Source organism: Pseudomonas sp. GW821-FHT03C07 (genome assembly GCF_059420925.1).
In genome coordinates, this window is record NZ_JBWKUQ010000003.1 from 559,496 (window position 1) to 577,157 (window position 17,662).

Sequence of the window (17,662 nt, forward strand, 5' to 3'; positions counted from 1 at the left end):
TAGCCCGAGGCTGCATAGGCGATAGTTGCTGCGACCAGCGATCTGGATCAGCCCGCGACCGCTATAGTTCCAACCGTCGCCAGACGATGCATTGCCATTCCCCATACGCGATGCGTAGACGGATGTTCGCGATATGTTGCGGCTGTCGGGCGACCTGCGCGATCAGAACCGGAGTAAACCGGTAAGGATCTGCAGCTGCTGCTGGGTGATGAGCATGAATTTCTCCAGGCGAAAAAACCCGCGCTGAGCGGGCTGATTATTTTGGCTGAGTCGACCACTCCAGACTGGTCAGGGGCGGGTCGGTTACAACATAAGCCTTCATCAGATCACCACTCAAAAATTACAAGACCTGGAGTACCGGCAAGACCATTACCGCCGGAACCCGTCGCGCCATACGATCCGCCGCCACCTCCTCCACCACCACCAAAGCCAGCAGCCGCTTTGGCAAGGGCGCCCCCGCCAGAACCAGCCCTGCCACCACCTCCACCACCACCGAATGGAGACGAGCCCCCCATGCCACCCTGACCCGTACATTGGTTGTTTGTGCAGTCTCCACCATCAGAGCCACCTGGATAGCCGGCCCCACCACCGCCACCGGCTCCTCCGCTGATGCCGCCCTTGCCTTTTGATCCGCCGATAAGCGTGATCAGACTGCCTACAACAGTGCTGCCTCCATCGGTACCATCGCCACCGGTTGCGCCCCCGTAACCACCCGTTCCGCCAGTTCCCGCGACGCCAATAGTGATTGCAATAACCTGCCCAGGCGTGACCGCATAAGACGTCCGAATGCTTTGCTGACCAGCGCCACCACCGCCCCCTCCAGCCCCACTCGTAGGAACCCCCAAACTACTGCCGCCGCCCCCGCCGCCGCCGCCGCCAGCGGCACAACCGGAAAGATAAAGAGTGGAAACCCCGGCAGGGACAGTGAATGATCCCGAAGAGGCAATTCGCGCGACCCCTTTCAGACCGCCGAATAGCTGGCCCATGTTGACGGCATGGCTACTCTGCGTTGCCGGAGCCACCTGCTCGGCGGCGCCCGTGCAGAACAGCAGGATGTAAGAGCCAGTGCCGATTGAGGTAGTCCACTGAATCCAAGCATCTCCGTTGGCAATCAGCTCGCCACCTTGAAGGGCTGAATGCGCGCCACCGACCAGAGCGACTGCGCCCAGGCCGTCGTTGAAAGTCGAAGCGCCGGTGTTGGCCGTTTTGACCTTGAAGCGCAGTACCTGGCCCTCGGCACGCGCGGTGATCGCAGGGGTAAAGGCGCAGACGTAGGTGTTAGCCGCGCCAGAGTCTGCAGCGAAAGCCAAGGCTCCGGCTTGGAACTGTCCGGCGCTGATGGCATGCTGGCTCTTTGTTGCCGAGGCAACCTGGAGCGCGCCGCCGGTGCTATCGACCAGTACCCAGGCTCCGCTGCCGACTGAGCTATTCCACTGCACCCATACATCACCATTGGCAACAATCTCGCCGCCCTGGAGCCCGGAGTGCGCAGTGCCGACAATCGGCGCTGCGGTCAGTCCGTTCGGACTAAAGGTGCTTGCCCCCGTGTTACCATTCTGGGCCTTGAAACGTAACACCACGCCGTCTAAAAGTGCCTTGACGGCAGGAACATAATTCGCACTATAAGCGCCACCCTGCCCTGTATCTAAAGCGTACTTAACCGAGTCTGATTGATTCATCTTTTGAATAGACAGCAATAGCTGTCCAAGATCAGCCTCATCAGGAACCAGACCCGAGGCCTTTACTACATTTACAACTTCGTCAGTGATCGAATTACCCCATGCCGCGGGTATCAATGAACCGGGGACTCCTGTTACAGGGTTTTCATCTACAAACTTACCGTTCACCAGCCCTATATTGGGCACACTATTTGGATAATCCATATTCCTAATCCCTAATCATAATTGATGTGCACCAGCGTGTGCGCCGGTGCAGCACGATGTATCAGGCATTCCAGAGCACTACCGGGGTTGGCACCAAAACGCTCGCCCCAATAGCTCGCGCCAAAGCGCCGGCCCATAAGCAGCCGGCCACCGGTGTTGAGCGTCCACATGAACTGCGCCTGCCAGGTGCCAAAATGCGCCTTGCCGAACCGTGCCCGGCCCATGCGCGGGGTCTGCAGTTCGGTCACGCTGGCGTTCGGATAGCCCTGGCTGCGGGCGATATCGATGAAGTAACCGATGCTCTGATCACCCACCGCCAGCAACCGCCGACGCACCGCCACACGGCGATCGTCAAACAACGGATTGGGCCCCAGACACGGGTCGGGCAGGTTCATCACCCGCTCCCAATCCGGCACCAGTTCACTGACCGTCACCGGGTCGACTTCGTTGAGCAGGTCCACGGCCCGGGCATCAACCCGTGACAGTTCCTGGGCGATACCCAGCAACACCTGCTGGATCTCCGGCACTTGCTCCGTGTCCCAGGCCGGCCCCGCCGGCAACAGGCTGCGCAACTGCTCCTGGTATTGCGCGGCGGTTCTTACTCCAGCCATACGCAACCTCCGAAGGTCAGCAACTGGTTGGTGGCAGCCGGCACATCGGCGGACGGAGAGACCAGCAGGTGATCCTGCTCGCCGCTGGCACTGCTGATGGACTCGGCGATATGGGTCAGCAACAATGTTTCACCCAGGCCACCCTCACGGTCGTGCAGATCCTGCAACTGGGCCTCGACGGCAGCGCGGATGGCGCTGGTATCCGGGATCAGGCGCAAGGTGTAAGTCACCGGGACCAACACCGGCGCCAGCACATGCAACTCGGCAGTCACCGGGCGCAACGGATCGATATAGGCCTGGACCAATGCCAATTGCCCATCATCCGGCAGCGGCACGGGATCGTCGTCGCGCATCACGAACAAGCCCACGGTGCCCGGCCCCAGGTAGCTGCCGCGACACCAGGCCCGGGTGATCCCCGGGCACTCCAGTGCCCAGGTTTCGTAGTCGGCGGCCGAACCGCCATTGGGAATAATGCGATAAGAGCGAATCACCCGCGCCCGCAACGACTCGACACTTTCCGCCGCCACACCACCGCTCAAGCCCGGGTCCAGCACCGTGAAGGTATTGCCGATCCCTTGCACCGGCTGTACCGGAAACAAGGTCAGGCCGGCATCGCCGTTACCCAGGCTGCCCGCATCCAGCGCCTGGATCTGCGCGGTATTGGTCCCACCACTGGTGGTACCACCAAGGGTCACGGTGTAACTGCGCCCATCACTGGTCTGCAGCAAGGTCCCGGCATCCAGCACTGCCCCCGCCGCAGCGGTATAGCTGACGCTGCCACTGGCCGATTGCGCCGCCTTGCGTGGTTGATGCAAACGCAGCGCGGCAATGCGCTCCAGGGTGGTCTCATCGGCGGTGTCGGGCAGGATCTGCTCGGCGATCCAGTCGAGGTAACCGTAGAGGCCGAAGGCCGCGCCACTCAGGGTGCGGGCCAGGACCTGTGCATCGGACTGGCGCAGCGAGTCGCCGGCCAGGTCGCCTTGGGTGCGGTTGATCAACACCGGTAGCGAAGGGGTTTCAAACGGCATAAGTCACCTGCCAACTATGGTTCGGGTTGATATCCAGGCGCTCGCCGCTGGCCAGGGTCAGAACCGTGCGCAGGTTCAGTCGCTGGGCGTCGAGCCGTTCGGTTTGAATCTCGATGGCGCTGCAATGGCCATCGTCAAGCAGCCATTGCAAGGCTTCGCGGGCATAGAACTCGGCGTCGAGCTGGGTCTGCGCGGTGAGCTTGACCCGCCGCAACAGCCACAGCCGCGAGCCGATACGGTCGTCGGTCACCGAGGGAAAACTGTCGCCCCACCAACCGAAACGCTCATCGTCATCAAGCGGGTCGTCGCTGTTGGCGCGACGCCAGCTAAACAGGCTGATCAGCACCGAACGGGTCAGCGCCGTCTTCAGGTCGTTGGATACGAACATCAGGCACCTCCCGTCGGCGCGCCGGTCTGGCCGTTACCCGGCTGGATGCCGCCGTGCACATGTTTCATCTGGCTGATGCCACCAGCGACCTGATCGCCCTGGGAGACGATTTTGCCGGTCTGGGTCAGGCTCGGGCTGTCGATGTTCACCGCGGTACTGGCGCGAATGTTCAGGGTGCCGGTTTCGATATCGATGATCCGGCCACGCTTGAAGTGGATCTTGTCGCCTTCATCGGTGTAGAGGGCGATTTCGCCGGGGGCGAGGTTCTGCAGGCGGTAACGGCGGTCGGCGACCACCAGGACAATGGCGTGGGAACGGTCGCCGCCGAGAAAGGTGGCGATACCTTCGGCGCCGGCCAGCGGGTTGCTGGTGAACCCGTAGGGCTCGAAGTGCTCCATGTCGTCGCTCACTTCACCGGCGGTCAGGCGCATTTGCAGCGATTGCAGTTTGTTGGCCGAGTTGGCGAGCACGACAATGCCGCGCGCCAGCAGGCGTGTTAGTAGGCTCATGGGGATTCCTTGGGCAAGCGGTGTGTCAGGAAGGCCGCCTTCGCGGGCAAGCTCCGCTCCCACAGGGTTGATGTCACGCCGCGAACTTTCGGCCAAACACGGACATTGTGGGAGCGGAGCTTGCCCGCGAAGGCGGCGGAACAGCATCCGGGGAAGACGGGGATGACTACTTATTGGCCTTCGCAGGCGCCGATGTAGCCTCGAAAACCTGCGGCGGCGCCACTTCCAGGGTGGTGATCGAACCCTGCGCGGACAACGACCAGGTCACCTTGGAAATAAGCATGTCCTGGTCCACGTCCAGCACCGGATCCTTCACCCGCACGGTCAGGTTGTGTCGCCACAGATCACCGTTGGACTGTCGCCAGCCCTGCACGGTGTAGGTGGTCTTCAGCACCCTGGCGCGGCGTGCCGCCCGCTCCCAGTCAGCCCGTTGCTGGGCCAGCACCGGAGTGATCTGCGCGCTTTCGCTGATCACCGTGACGCGCTTGCGATCCGGATTGGCCTCGCTGGACACCCCGAAGACTTCGCTCACCGCACTGCCGCTGTTCTGGTCGCTGCCCTTGTGCTGGCCGATCACCCGGTACTCGGAGAACACCGCGCTGTAGTCCCTCGGCGTATTGGCCGAAAGAATATTCTTGCCCAGTTCCAGTACATCAGTCGCCCGCCCGGCGCTGCCGGGTTTGGCGAGTACCAGGTTGCCGCTCGCATCATCGGTGGAGAACACCCGATACAAGGTCAGCAACCGATCGATGGACTTGAATACCGTCTCACCCGGCACGATGCTGTGGGTTTGCAGTTTGGTGGTTTCCGGGATCTCGCTACGCACAGTGATCTTGTAGGGTTTGGCCAGCGCTTCGACGATCTTCAGCAGGCTCTGTTCACGCCACTGGCTCGGCTGGTTGACGGCCGCACAATCCACCAGGTCCTGGGTCAGCGAACTGCCCTCGACGGTCAGGCTGATCTGATTGCCGTCATAGCTGATAGGCGCCTTGAACACATAACCGGTCAGCACCAAGTCGCAGCCGATCAGCACCGAACAACGGGCACCGGCCTTGATCGGCACGGCCACGGTCTGTCCCGGCCATTTCCAGGTGATACCGAGCTTGAAGGTACGGAACTGACGCTCGAGATCAGCACTGATCTCGATGGTCTTCCAGCCCTCATAACTCAGGCCGTCGACCAACAGGACGACGGCATTGTCGATGTCGTTCATGGCTTACTCCCGGGAGATCTGCAACGGCGCCGGCGGGATGAAACCGGGGTGCGAAATCCGGTTGCGCTGCACCACCTCACCCACTCGCGTGGCATCGCCGAGTTTCTGGTAAGACACGACCAGCGCCGGCTGGGTGCTCTTGGGTGTCAGGTCAACCAGCCGCACCCCGTTGGATGCCACCGCGTTGAGATGCTGCGTTAGTGCCTGACGGACGGTACTGAGTGCCTGGTACTGCACCGCGTCGGCCTTGAGCGCCGCCTGCCAGATCACCTCGTTGAGGCTGTCACGCAGCGCCAGCACATCGTCGACCACCGGTACATCGGCCCGTTGCACCGGCTGCTGGGCTTGTTGGGCCAGTGACGGTGTGGTCGTCAGTTTCACCGCCGGCGTCGCCACCGGAATCATTGACACAAACTGGGAGATCTGGACCAGCAAGGCATCCTGGATCAGGTTCACCGTGGCCTGTGAGGCCGCGGCGGAGTCCTTGCCAATGGTCAGTTGTGAGGTGTCGAGGGACTTGGCGTCCTCGACCTGTTTCGAGAGGTCGGCCAGCATGCCGTGATAGCCCTGGACGGCAAAGTCTTTCAAGCCCCGTACTTCGCCCACAACGCTCTTGACTTCGCCGACCAAGCCCTTGAATTCGCCCAGCACGCCTTTAACCGCGGCACTCACTTGCTGGGGGAACTCCTTGATCGTGCGAACCAGGGCGTAGATGTTCGCGTATGTCTCGATCAGCGGCTGCAACTCCTGTTCGATCACGTGATACGCCAAGGTAATGCCCTTGCGCAGGTTTTCCAGGCCGACCCGCGCCTGGTTGATCTGTGACATCGCCCCATCGAAACGCGCCAGCGAAGAGTCGAGCAATGTGTCCGACGCCACCTGCAATTGCTTCTGGGTGTCGACGACGACCTTGGGGAACTGCAGCGGTTCATCCGGATAGAACTTCAGGTTGAAGGTCACCAGCCCGCCATCCTTGCGGGTCTGGGTCATATCACAGGCGCCGACCTTGACCTGCATCCGGCCCAGCCACGGGTGGACCAGTTCGCCACTGCCCTCCTCCAGAGCCTTGAGCAGGCTGTCGCGCTGCTCAAGGCAATCGGCACCGACGATAAACGCCGTCAGATCATGGATCTTCGCCTGCTGGCCGAGACCTTCGAAGAACGCTTGGTCACGCTGAGGGTATTCGTGCAACTGGCCTTTCTGGCCGACCGGGGTTTTCGCCACGTCGACCCAGAACGGTACGCCGCGAAACGACGCCGGCAACAAACGATCACGCCAGCTGGTCGCCATAGGTACCTCCGAGGGAAAGCGAGCGATAGCCGACGCGAGGCGTCAGGTCCAGGCCCGGTTGATTGGTTTGCGCTTGGTCGACGCGCAAGCCCGCTGGCGCGTCTTTGAAGCTCACGGTCAAACCGCCTTCAAGTTGTGTGCGGTTGTTGGCGGCGGTTTGCTGGACCAGGCCGCTGGCGTTGCTGGTCAGACCGGAGTCAGTACCGCTCGACGAATCGCCCCAGTTCCAGAAAGAAGAACCGCTGTCATTGGCCGCCTTGGCATTGCTCGCCTCTTGTTGCTGCGCCAGGCCCTCGACCTTGCCGGTGACCTTGGCGACAAAGTCACCGAAACCACCACTGAACAACTCTTTGATCGGCGTGATAAAGCTTTGCAACTTGCTCCACCAGCCCGCGAACCAGGCGACAATCGGATCCCAGTTCTTGATGATCATCCCCAGCGGCGACCAGTCGAACATCGTCTGGAAAAAGTCCATGACGGGGGCCGCCAGGCTTTGCAACACCTCCCACAAGGCAGAAAAGACCTGGCTGATGGGCTCCCAGTTGGCAACGATCAGCCCGACAGGAGACCAGTCGAACAAGCTCTGGAAGAAGTCCTTGAGTAACTGCGCCGGGTCTTGCAGTGCCGCCCAGATAGTGTCGAAGTAAGCGCTGATAGCGCCCCAGTTGTTGATGACCGGCCCCAGCGGTGACCAGTCGAACAGCGTCTTGAGAAAGTCCACCGCCGGTGCGCTCAGCGCTTTGATCGTGTCCCAGAACGCCCCGAAGTAAGCGCTGATCGCCCCCCAGTTATTGACGATCAGCCCCAGCGGCGACCAGTCGAACACGCCCTTGAGAAAGTCCATCACCGGCGCGGCCAAGGCCTTGAGCAAGCGCCAGATCGAATCGAAGAGCCCTGTCAGCGGCACCCAGTTGTCCATGACCAGGCCCAGCGGCGTCCAGGAAAACAGCGCCTTGAAAAACTCGAACACCGAAACGGCCGCCGTCGTGATCGACTCCCAAAGGCCAGCGAAAAACCCGCTGATCGTCTCCCAGCCCGCGGTAATCATCGGCATCGGCGACCAATCGAGCACCGCGTGCAATCCCGACATGAAGCTGGCCGCCGCGCTTTTGATGCCGTCCCAAAGCCCGCTGAAAAAGCCTGAAATCGGTTTCCAGTAAGCAACAATCAGCGCCGCGGCAAGGGCAAAGCCCACCACGACCAAACCGATCGGCGAAGCGAGCACAGCCACCACCGCCGCCACCCCGGCCACCGCCGCTTGCAGGACGGTGAACGCCACCGCACCCGCCGCCAGGCCCTGGACCAGATTCGGATTGGCCGCCACGAACTCGGCGACGCGGCTCACCAGCGGCACCAACGCCGTCACTACGGAGTTCACCACAGGCAACAACGCCTGGCCGAACTTCAGGGAAACCTTGTCGACCGCTTCACTCAAACTGGCCAGATTTTTTGCCGTGGGCCCTGAATCAGCCCCCTCGGCCCCCTCGGCCCCCTTGCGGGCCGAGGCCAGGGTGTTTTCTGCCTCGATCGCTGCCTTGACACCCTCGACAAAAGGCGCCGCCAGTCCTTCGCCCTTGAACAGCGCCGAGAGATCCAGCTCACCCAGGCCGCTGTCCTCGAGGCTCTTTTTGAAACTTTCGACTTTCTTGCTGACCGCTGACATGTCGTCGTCCATTTTCTGGACGCCATTCACGACAAGAGCCATGTTCACAACCGTCTGGGGATTTGCCGTGAGCGTATTAGTTGTCGTAGCCATCACTGCACCTGCTGCATCGCATTGATCCGTTGCGCGTGCTCCAGGGATTCCCGGAGCACATCCAGTGGCCTGGCCATCATCTGTTCGGGGTCAACCTTCCAGAACCAGGCCAGGTCATAGGCGACCGCAATCAGCTCGCCGATGGCTGCGATGCCGCACTCATGAAAAAACCCGCCACCGCCCAGCTCAAGGTGTTGAGGTCGGACAGGTCCAGCTGGTTGACCGACGATGGCGGGATACCGGCGCAGACCGCGATGTACTTGGCCGCGACATCCATGTCGAGGCTGACGTCTTCGCCCTTGTCGATCTTGTACGGCAGCGCCTTGATCGCCCGCACTTCCTGCACCGTCGGACGACGCAGGGTGAGTTCGCTCAGTGGTTCGCCGTGGGCCTCGATGGGCACCTGCAACTTCACTGGATCAGTCATTGCCAGGTCCCCTTGATGCCTTCGAATTTCAACGCGATGGTCGCATCGTCACCCTTGGCGGATGGGGTGTCGGTCAGATAGGCACCGGCCAGGACGTAGACCTTGCCATTGCTGAACTCGCAGGTGACGGTCATGTCGGTACCGGCGACCAGTTGCTTGAGCGGGAAATCCGGCGTGTACAGCGCGGTTACCGCGAAAGTGGGGGCGACGTCGGTTTCCTTGTAGAAACCCGGCACGACCGTTTCCCGTTTGACGAACATCAGCGGGGCTTCGCAGCCGCCGTTGATAGTCAGTTGAGCGCCGTCCACTTTGACGTAGCAGGTGCCCGCAATCAGTTGACCCATGGTGTATCTCCTTGCAATAAAAAGCCCGCATCGAGCGGGCTGGGGTTACGCAGTGTGGGCAGGCGATCAGGCCGCCGCGTCGTACTGCAGGCGGAACTGGTTGAGCAGCGCAAACACCCGCAGGCCATTGATGTAGTCCGGCGGGAACAGCACGTTGACCCGGCTCGGGTCCAGGCTGTCGCGCTCGACGATCAGGTGCTCGGCGAACATTTCGGCGTTCTCCACATGGCCTTCCAGTTCGAGCTTGGCGTACTGGGCGATCAGTTCACCGCGGATGGTGCTTGGGGTGATGATCGGCTGGCCGGCGCCGAAGCGGGTGCCGTCGGCCGCGAGCTTGTGCCGACCGTACTTGCTGGTGATCACGCTTTGCAGGCGGCGCACGATAAAGGCCGACTGGTGCATGGTCTCGCTGTCCAGGTAGGAGTTGTCCGCCTGGCCGTAAGCGTTCTTCTGGTAGGTGGTGATCGCCCGCTGGATACGCACGTAACCGCCTTCGTAGTACGCGGTGGCCAGACCGTAGCTGAGCAGCGACTGGCGTTCGGTCAGGGTGAAACGCTCACTCGCGGCAGCCGGGTCGATACCCGGCAGGCTGCCGCTCTGGGTCGGACGGCTGGCGTCGGCGGAGATGAACACCGAAGTGCGCGCGGCCAAGGCAGCGGCCTGGACCCAGACCGGTTGTGGCACACCCGGCTCCATGGCCAGGAGGGTCACGTGCTGGTCGTTGCGGGTTTGACCGGCGGCCACCAGGGTGCCGACAGTGCCGCGCTTGGCGCTGTAGACATGGCCGAACAGCTGCTTGGACCAGGACCAGCGGCCGACGCTGTCGTCCATCGCCGCTTGCCAGGCATTCAGGGTCACCACATCGGACCAGGGCTGGCAGATGAACTCGAAGGGCTCGTCGCCGAGTGCCGCGAGCGCGGCAACTTGATCCGGTACACCGCTACCACCGGCCATTGGCGCGGTGACGATGGTCAGGCCGGCCGGGGTCTGCTCGCCATTGCTTTTGCCCAGGCGGTTGAACTGCAGGCTGATGTCGTTGCCGCTGTCACCGGTCCATTTGCAGCTCAGCGTCACGGTACTATCGACAGCCACGGCGCTGACCGGCAGGTCGGTAGCGGCATTGACTTGCAGCGCCAGGGTGGTGGCAACCTGGGCAGCGGTCGCTCCGTTGACCACGGCGGCCTGGACCCGCACACCACCGACATACAGGTTGAGCACGCCGCTTTCGGTGGCGGCGCCCGTCAGTTTCAGATCGGCCTTGGCCAGGCCGCCCACGGTATTGCGCAGTGGCAGGCACCAGATCTCGCCGACCGGATCGGTCTTGCGCCAGGTGTCGTACATCGCGGCGAGCATCGAGCCCTGGCCGCCAATGCTTTTCGCCAGGGCGACGCTGGAAACCAGTACCAGGCTGCCGACTTCGGTGCTGGTGACGTTGTCATTGACCTGGGCGACGATCAGCCGACGCAGGGTCGACGACGCGCTATTGGCCGCCGAGTTGTCCATTTCGGCGTAGAACAGCGGAACACGCAGGTCCGCGGGGATATTGCTGAATCCGATAGCCATTATTGGGCATCCTGTGGTTGTGCCGCTTGCACGGCGTTGAGGGTGATATCGCCATCGGCCAGACGACGGCGCCACCAGGCGCCGTCAGCCACTTCACGGCCTTCGAGCGGTAGCAGGTCGCCGGCTTCCGGGTCCGGTACGGCGCGGCCTGGGGCCGGCACTACGGTGATGCGTTGGGTCATTGCGTTACGTCTCCAGAGAAAGTCAGCTCCAGGCGCCCGTCGGGGCCTGGGCGGTGCAGATTGGGGTCGGCGGGATCGATGGCATCGACCTTCACCGTGACCCCGGTAAAAGACGGCAAGCCGTCCAATTCGCGCTCGTGCCAGGTTTCCGCTGGGTCCGTGGAGCGGTTGCGCCCCAGTTGGAACTCGGCGAAGAAATGCAGGCGATAGAGCAGGCGGCTGGCGTTGATCGAGATCAGTTCGCCACCGTCGTATTCGATGGGGTTGTAATCGGTGTCGGGTTTGAAGCCGACCAGGGCGCGCCAGAGCTCGGCGCGCAAGCCGTGGAGTTGGTCGAAGGCTTGAGCGCCGTTGCTGGCGTCGAGCACCAGGGTCAGTTCCAGGCGATCGGTCAAGGTTTGGTGGGTGACGTTTTGTGAGGCGTCCTTGCTTGCCAGATCGGTGATCACGCTGACAAATGCCGCTGGGGTTTGCAGCGTGGTGTTGCTTTGCAACAGGTCGAGATCAAGGCCGGTCGAGATGTGTTGGGCAAGACTGGGGCATTGAGCACGCAGTTGCGTGAGGATCGGGGTGATGTTCATGGGGGGGCACCGGGTAATAAGAAACCGTCGATTGACGGGTTCGACAGACGATCACTCGCCTTCAGAAAGCCCGCGTCCTTGCGGGCTGGGCCCTGCTCTCGGGCCCGGCAGCTCCAGTCCGTTGGTGATATCCGAGGGGGGCATGAGCATTTTGTGCGGATCGCTGTCCGTCTATTGTTCCGGCCGGGTCTCCGGGGGAGGCACTTCGTCCACCCCCAGGCGCTTGGCCGCCCAGCGTTCATAAAGGCCGATGGCGGCATCCGCACCAGCCATGGCGGTCAGGCAGCCAAAGGCACCGGCGGTCCAGATCGACACCCCGGCGGCATACAGCAGCATGATGGTCGACACGCCACAGACCATGCAGGCCCCGGAACGCAGTACCAGGCGCCGCAGCAGCACCCAACCGCGGGCACCGTCCTTGTCGGCGCGCCACATTTCGCCGGAAACCCCGCCGACCACGGCCAGCAAGATGACCAGCCAGATAGGCATGTCCACCAACGCTTGTTGCTCGCTCGTCATGTCGCGCCTCCTGCAATAAAAAAGGGCCATTCATTGGCCGGTGATGGTTTGGGCTTGTCGTTCAAGGTGAAGGGTTCTCTTCAGAGCCCGCGTTCGGTGGGCATTCCAAAAAGCCCGGTCGCCCAGGCTTTTCAGTAATGCGGTCCTGATGCCCTGCCCTGAAACCGCTCGCGCTTTCGGCGATGGCGGCGCCAGCCGGACACCTGATCTTTCGGCGCTACTGGCGCGGTACGGATCGATTCAAATTGTTTCTCCGACCGCGACCCTGTCCGCCGGATAACTGCTTACGGTGCTTTACGCTGCACACCCGGGTCAGTTGCCAACCCTCTGAACCGTCAAGGCCGGTTCATCGCTGCCTGTTCTTTGAAGCGGTGCCACTAAAGAGCGCTGGGTTGCCCCTGGCATCTCTGCCTGTCACCAACCTTTCCGGCCGGCTTGAGACAAAGAATATGCATGTATGCATATACAGTCAATGCACAAATGCATTTATTTATGCATTGTCGATGCACGAACGCATGGAAGCCGCGCGGCTCAAGGGTTTTGGCTTTTTTGCAGGCGTAAAAAAACCCACATCGCTGTGGGTTTTTTCCGAATCAGGAAGGCTTAGCGGGCGTACATGCCCCACCAGAAGACATGCCCGAGGATGGTGATCTGCTCTTCCTGGATCTCCTGGAAGCTGTAGTCCTCATCTGGATGTTCGTCGCGATTGAAGCTGCGCAGGCGAATCCCGGTCGGTAGACGATAAAGCTGCTTCACCCGCAGTTGGCCGTTGTGGTTGATGGCGTAAAGGTCGCCGTCGACGATATCGCCGATGGCGCTCTTGCCGGCGTTGACCCCGACCGTGGCTCCGTCGCGCAGCACCGGCAACATGCTGTTGCCACGCACGGTCACGCATTTGGCCTGGTCGAACTGCACGCCGTTGTGGCGCAGGCTGCGCTTGCCGAAGCGCAGGCTGGCCTTCTCGCTTTCTTCTATGACGAATCTTCCTGATCCAGCAGCCAATTCAACCTCGCGAAGAAAGGGAACGGACACTTCGTCTTCATCGACGGGCGTGTCATCGTCCCACAGGCTTATATCCTTGAGTTCGGAGTGCAGCGTGCCCTGCTCCTGATCCCGGGCGACGGCAACCGCCGCGCGTCCGCGCAACTGGTCGGTACTGATGCCGAAGTACTCGGCGATCTTCGAAATGTGTTTGTCCGAAGGATCGACGATCTTCCCGCTGAGAATCCGCGACAAGGTGGATTGGGGCACGCCGGTACGACGGTGAAGCTCCGTGGGGGAGATCCCGTGGCGATCGAGCAATGCTCGTAGGACGGTAGAAACGTTGCGTATTTGCATAACGCGCATATTGCTTGCGCTTTTTGAGATTGGCAAATGCCGATTTGCATATTTTATGCATAACCATTTGCACAAGCTTCAAAAGGCCATGCCTGCGGACGCCGGACCGCCCGTGTTAACCTTGCCCTCATCGAAAAAGTCCCGCGCCAGGCGCTCGACTTCGCACTCCACTCAAAACGAATCCGCCTAAGTATCCGATGAGTAAAAATAGCCCCGATCTGTCCAGCCACACGCCAATGATGCAGCAATACTGGCGCCTGAAGAACCAACACCCCGACCAGCTGATGTTCTACCGCATGGGCGACTTCTACGAGATCTTCTACGAAGACGCGAAGAAGGCCGCCAAGCTGCTGGACATCACCCTGACTGCTCGTGGGCAATCGGCCGGACAGGCCATTCCAATGTGTGGGATTCCTTACCATTCCCTCGAGGGCTATCTCGCCAAGCTGGTCAAGCTCGGCGAGTCGGTGGTGATCTGCGAGCAGATCGGCGATCCAGCCACCAGCAAGGGGCCGGTGGAGCGCCAGGTGGTGCGGATCATCACCCCTGGTACCGTCAGCGACGAAGCGCTGCTCGATGAGCGCCGCGATAACCTGATCGCCGCCGTGCTCGGCGACGAGCGCCTGTTCGGCCTGGCCGTGCTGGACATCACCAGCGGTAACTTCACGGTCCTGGAAATCAAGGGCTGGGAAAACCTGCTGGCGGAGCTGGAGCGGATCAATCCGGTCGAACTGATGATCCCGGACGACTGGCCACAGGGCTTGCCTGCGGAAAAGCGTCGTGGGACACGTCGTCGCGCCCCGTGGGATTTCGAACGGGACTCTGCGCTCAAAAGCCTCTGCCAGCAATTCTCCGTGCAGGATCTCAAAGGCTTCGGCTGCGAAACCCTGACCCTGGCCATCGGCGCCGCCGGTTGCCTGCTCAGCTACGCCAAGGAAACCCAGCGCACCGCCCTGCCGCACTTGCGCCGCCTGCGCCATGAACGCCTGGACGACACCGTGGTGCTCGATGGCGCCAGCCGCCGTAACCTGGAACTGGATACCAACCTCGCCGGTGGTCGCGAAAACACCCTGCAATCGGTAGTCGACCGTTGTCAGACCGCCATGGGCAGCCGTCTGCTGACCCGCTGGTTGAACCGCCCGTTGCGCGACCTGCGTGTCTTGCAGGCACGCCAGAGCTCCATCACTTGCCTGCTGGAAAGCTACCGCTTCGAAAAACTGCAGCCGCAGCTCAAGGAAATCGGTGACATCGAGCGGATCCTCGCGCGGATCGGTTTGCGCAACGCCCGCCCTCGTGACCTGGCACGCCTGCGCGATGCCCTCGGCGCCCTGCCGCAGTTGCAGGATGCGATGCTCGAACTGGACGCCCCGCACCTCAAGCAACTGGCCGTCACCACCAAGACCTATCCGGAGCTGGCGATCCTGCTGGAACGCGCCATCATCGATAACCCGCCGGCGATTATCCGTGACGGTGGCGTCCTGAAAACCGGCTACGACGCCGAGCTGGACGAGTTACTGTCGCTGAGCGAAAACGCCGGGCAGTTCCTGATCGACCTGGAGGCCCGGGAAAAAGCCCGCACCGGCCTGGCCAACCTCAAGGTCGGCTACAACCGGGTCCACGGCTACTTCATCGAGTTGCCCAGCAAGCAGGCGGAATCGGCCCCGGCGGACTACATCCGGCGCCAGACCCTCAAGGGTGCCGAGCGCTTTATCACCCCGGAACTCAAGGAGTTCGAGGACAAGGCACTGTCGGCCAAGAGCCGCGCCCTGGCCCGGGAGAAGATGCTCTACGAAGCCTTGCTCGAGACCCTGATCGGCGAACTACCGCCCTTGCAGGACACCGCCGCGGCCCTGGCCGAGCTGGATGTGCTGAGCAATCTGGCCGAGCGGGCACTGAACCTGGACCTGAACTGCCCGCGCTTTGTCGACGAGCCGTGCATGCGCATCAGCCAGGGGCGCCACCCGGTGGTCGAGCAAGTGCTGAGCACACCGTTCGTGGCCAACGACCTGGCGCTCGACGACAACACCCGCATGCTGGTGATCACCGGTCCGAACATGGGCGGTAAATCCACCTACATGCGCCAGACCGCCCTGATCGTGCTGCTGGCCCATATCGGCAGTTTCGTCCCGGCGGCCAGCTGCGAGTTGTCCCAGGTGGATCGGATCTTCACCCGGATCGGTTCCAGCGACGACCTGGCCGGCGGGCGTTCGACCTTCATGGTGGAAATGAGCGAAACCGCCAACATCCTGCACAACGCCACCGAGCGCAGCCTGGTGCTGATGGACGAAGTCGGCCGCGGCACCAGCACCTTCGACGGCCTGTCCCTGGCCTGGGCTGCGGCGGAACGTCTCGCTCACCTGCGGGCCTACACCCTGTTCGCCACTCACTACTTCGAACTGACCGTACTGCCGGAAAGCGAGCCGCTGGTGGCCAACGTGCATCTCAACGCCACCGAGCACAATGAGCGGATCGTCTTCCTCCACCACGTGCTGCCTGGCCCGGCCAGCCAGAGCTACGGCCTGGCGGTGGCGCAGTTGGCCGGCGTGCCGAGCGATGTGATCAGCCGCGCCCGCGAGCACCTGAGCCGCCTGGAAACCACCAGCCTGCCCCACGAGCAACCGGTCGCCAAACCCGGGAAACCGGCCGCGCCGATGCAAAGCGATATGTTCGCCAGCCTGCCGCACCCGGTCCTGGATGAACTGGCCAAGCTCAACCTCGACGACCTGACGCCGCGTCGTGCACTGGAAATGCTCTATACATTAAAGACACGGATCTAACGCAGCGGACAACAAGCTGCTAGAATCTCGCGCGGTTTGGGATGCTGCGGACTATTAGCCTGGTTCGCAGACTATCGCTCCCAAACCTGGCGAGCCCATTCTGATAGGGTCTCGCTGCCGCCGCCTGAGGAGAGAACTAGAAATGACCTTCGTCGTCACCGACAACTGCATCAAGTGCAAGTACACCGACTGCGTAGAAGTCTGTCCGGTGGACTGCTTTTACGAAGGCCCGAACTTCCTGGTCATTCACCCGGATGAGTGCATCGACTGCGCGCTTTGCGAGCCGGAATGCCCTGCTGTGGCTATTTTCTCCGAGGATGAAGTCCCGGAGGACATGCAAGAGTTCATTCAGTTGAACGTTGAGCTGGCCGAGATCTGGCCCAACATCACTGAGAAGAAAGAGTCGCTGCCGGACGCTGAAGAGTGGGATGGCAAAAAAGGCAAGATCAAGGATCTCGAACGCTGATTGCAGCGTGTCCGACAAAAAGGCCCTTTGCGGGCCTTTTTTTGTGCGGCACTTTTCTACAGGCAAAAAAAAGGGGCGGTATGACCCGCCCACATTTTTTCCCTAGTCCCTTTTTTCCCTTTCATCGTCCTGATGAATCGCATCCCGCGATGTTCCTTCCAGCAATCTGTCCTTGATCGCCGTGTCTATCCGTCGACACAGGGGCGATATTAAAGACTTTCTGAGTTGCCGCAACAGGATCCAAAATGCCATCACCGCAACATTGGATCCATTAAAATTACAAAAAACCTATATATTTCAATTGGTTAACTGAAACACTCAGTAATCGAGACGGCAAATTATCCTCGATCGCTTACGCAAGATGTAAGCAATGGCTTACACACTCAAGCAGCTAAAAAAGAACTTCTGGATCCAACTCTGGTCTGGGACGCCCAGGAGCAACCGTGGACCAAGCAAAGGTCGCCCATAAAAAAGGCCTCGATCAATGCGAGGCCTGCGAGGCGGACAGAATGCTTTCAACTTTGCGGCTTGAGCCCTTGGGAAAGGCCGAACATGAACAACAGCAGATCGTGATCGGGTTTGGCATCGGTCACCTTGACGACACGGGGCAGAGGACAATGCCCGGCCCCCACCGCCGCGGTCAGCACCTTGGGACCTGGCTGCTCCCAGGCCACCAGGGCCAGGGAAGCCACAGCCAGCGCGCTGACCAGAAACAAACCTCGAGCGACTTCTAACTTCATTACCATAAGCCTTTGACAGGACTGCTGAACACCTATTCTCAAAATAG

Annotated in this window: 18 protein-coding genes and 1 pseudogene; 2 read left to right on the top strand and 17 right to left on the bottom strand. The window is 61.4% G+C overall.

Going from position 1 to position 17,662, the window contains the following annotated elements; all coding sequences use genetic code 11:
- The 16 genes and pseudogenes from AC07VG_RS08945 to AC07VG_RS09020 all read right to left on the bottom strand — a co-directional run.
- Positions 1-166: pseudogene (locus AC07VG_RS08945) on the bottom strand (glycoside hydrolase family 19 protein); the annotation flags it as partial.
- A 160-nt stretch (positions 167-326) separates the two neighbouring features.
- Positions 327-1,883, bottom strand: coding sequence for a hypothetical protein (locus AC07VG_RS08950; RefSeq protein WP_495020887.1), 1,557 nt, complete (start codon positions 1,881-1,883; stop codon positions 327-329).
- Between the two features lie 11 nt (positions 1,884-1,894).
- Complete coding sequence (locus tag AC07VG_RS08955) at positions 1,895-2,494, bottom strand: YmfQ family protein (RefSeq protein WP_494999463.1); 600 nt, start codon at positions 2,492-2,494, stop codon at positions 1,895-1,897.
- A complete protein-coding gene (locus AC07VG_RS08960) occupies positions 2,482-3,522 on the bottom strand; it encodes a baseplate J/gp47 family protein (protein WP_495020888.1) in 1,041 nt (346 codons plus the stop codon). The genes AC07VG_RS08955 and AC07VG_RS08960 overlap by 13 nt, the downstream gene beginning before the upstream one ends.
- Positions 3,512-3,910 carry a phage GP46 family protein gene (locus AC07VG_RS08965; RefSeq protein ID WP_494999461.1) on the bottom strand — a complete coding sequence of 133 codons (399 nt, stop codon included), beginning with the start codon at positions 3,908-3,910 and terminating at the stop codon, positions 3,512-3,514. Before AC07VG_RS08965 ends, AC07VG_RS08960 begins: the two co-directional genes overlap by 11 nt.
- Complete coding sequence (locus AC07VG_RS08970; protein ID WP_494999460.1) at positions 3,910-4,419, bottom strand: phage baseplate assembly protein V; 510 nt, start codon at positions 4,417-4,419, stop codon at positions 3,910-3,912. Before AC07VG_RS08970 ends, AC07VG_RS08965 begins: the two co-directional genes overlap by 1 nt.
- 166 nt (positions 4,420-4,585) lie before the next feature.
- A complete protein-coding gene (locus AC07VG_RS08975; protein ID WP_494999459.1) occupies positions 4,586-5,632 on the bottom strand; it encodes a phage baseplate assembly protein in 1,047 nt (348 codons plus the stop codon).
- Between the two features lie 3 nt (positions 5,633-5,635).
- Positions 5,636-6,922, bottom strand: coding sequence for a DNA circularization protein (locus AC07VG_RS08980; RefSeq protein ID WP_494999458.1), 1,287 nt, complete (start codon positions 6,920-6,922; stop codon positions 5,636-5,638).
- Positions 6,903-8,627: a phage tail protein gene (locus AC07VG_RS08985; RefSeq protein ID WP_494999457.1), complete on the bottom strand. Its 1,725-nt coding sequence runs from the start codon at positions 8,625-8,627 to the stop codon at positions 6,903-6,905. Before AC07VG_RS08985 ends, AC07VG_RS08980 begins: the two co-directional genes overlap by 20 nt.
- 181 nt (positions 8,628-8,808) lie before the next feature.
- The gene (locus AC07VG_RS08990; protein ID WP_100938666.1) at positions 8,809-9,105 is read right to left on the bottom strand and encodes a phage tail assembly protein; all 297 of its coding nucleotides are present in this window, start codon (positions 9,103-9,105) and stop codon (positions 8,809-8,811) included.
- Complete coding sequence (locus tag AC07VG_RS08995) at positions 9,102-9,449, bottom strand: phage tail tube protein (protein WP_248794566.1); 348 nt, start codon at positions 9,447-9,449, stop codon at positions 9,102-9,104. Before AC07VG_RS08995 ends, AC07VG_RS08990 begins: the two co-directional genes overlap by 4 nt.
- Positions 9,450-9,515: 66 nt before the next feature.
- On the bottom strand, positions 9,516-11,012 hold the full coding sequence (locus AC07VG_RS09000) for a phage tail sheath subtilisin-like domain-containing protein (protein WP_494999455.1): 1,497 nt from the start codon (positions 11,010-11,012) through the stop codon (positions 9,516-9,518).
- A complete protein-coding gene (locus AC07VG_RS09005) occupies positions 11,012-11,194 on the bottom strand; it encodes a DUF2635 domain-containing protein (RefSeq protein WP_248794568.1) in 183 nt (60 codons plus the stop codon). Before AC07VG_RS09005 ends, AC07VG_RS09000 begins: the two co-directional genes overlap by 1 nt.
- Positions 11,191-11,775 (bottom strand): phage tail terminator protein, encoded by a 585-nt coding sequence (locus tag AC07VG_RS09010; RefSeq protein WP_495020889.1) that lies wholly within the window; start codon positions 11,773-11,775, stop codon positions 11,191-11,193. The genes AC07VG_RS09005 and AC07VG_RS09010 overlap by 4 nt, the downstream gene beginning before the upstream one ends.
- A gap of 171 nt (positions 11,776-11,946) precedes the next feature.
- Positions 11,947-12,294: a phage holin family protein gene (locus AC07VG_RS09015; protein WP_100938660.1), complete on the bottom strand. Its 348-nt coding sequence runs from the start codon at positions 12,292-12,294 to the stop codon at positions 11,947-11,949.
- 603 nt (positions 12,295-12,897) lie between these two features.
- The gene (locus tag AC07VG_RS09020) at positions 12,898-13,641 is read right to left on the bottom strand and encodes a LexA family transcriptional regulator (RefSeq protein WP_494999453.1); all 744 of its coding nucleotides are present in this window, start codon (positions 13,639-13,641) and stop codon (positions 12,898-12,900) included.
- Positions 13,642-13,829: 188 nt separating this feature from the next.
- Between AC07VG_RS09020 and mutS the strand changes: the two genes are divergently transcribed.
- Together mutS and fdxA are read left to right on the top strand one after the other, a co-directional pair.
- Positions 13,830-16,409: a DNA mismatch repair protein MutS gene (gene mutS, locus AC07VG_RS09025; RefSeq protein WP_495020890.1), complete on the top strand. Its 2,580-nt coding sequence runs from the start codon at positions 13,830-13,832 to the stop codon at positions 16,407-16,409.
- A 142-nt stretch (positions 16,410-16,551) separates the two neighbouring features.
- On the top strand, positions 16,552-16,875 hold the full coding sequence (gene fdxA / locus AC07VG_RS09030) for a ferredoxin FdxA (protein ID WP_100938647.1): 324 nt from the start codon (positions 16,552-16,554) through the stop codon (positions 16,873-16,875).
- A 515-nt stretch (positions 16,876-17,390) separates the two neighbouring features.
- On the opposite strand, the gene AC07VG_RS09035 is transcribed toward fdxA, so the two are convergent.
- Positions 17,391-17,615: a hypothetical protein gene (locus tag AC07VG_RS09035; protein ID WP_495020891.1), complete on the bottom strand. Its 225-nt coding sequence runs from the start codon at positions 17,613-17,615 to the stop codon at positions 17,391-17,393.
- Positions 17,616-17,662 lie beyond the last annotated feature (47 nt).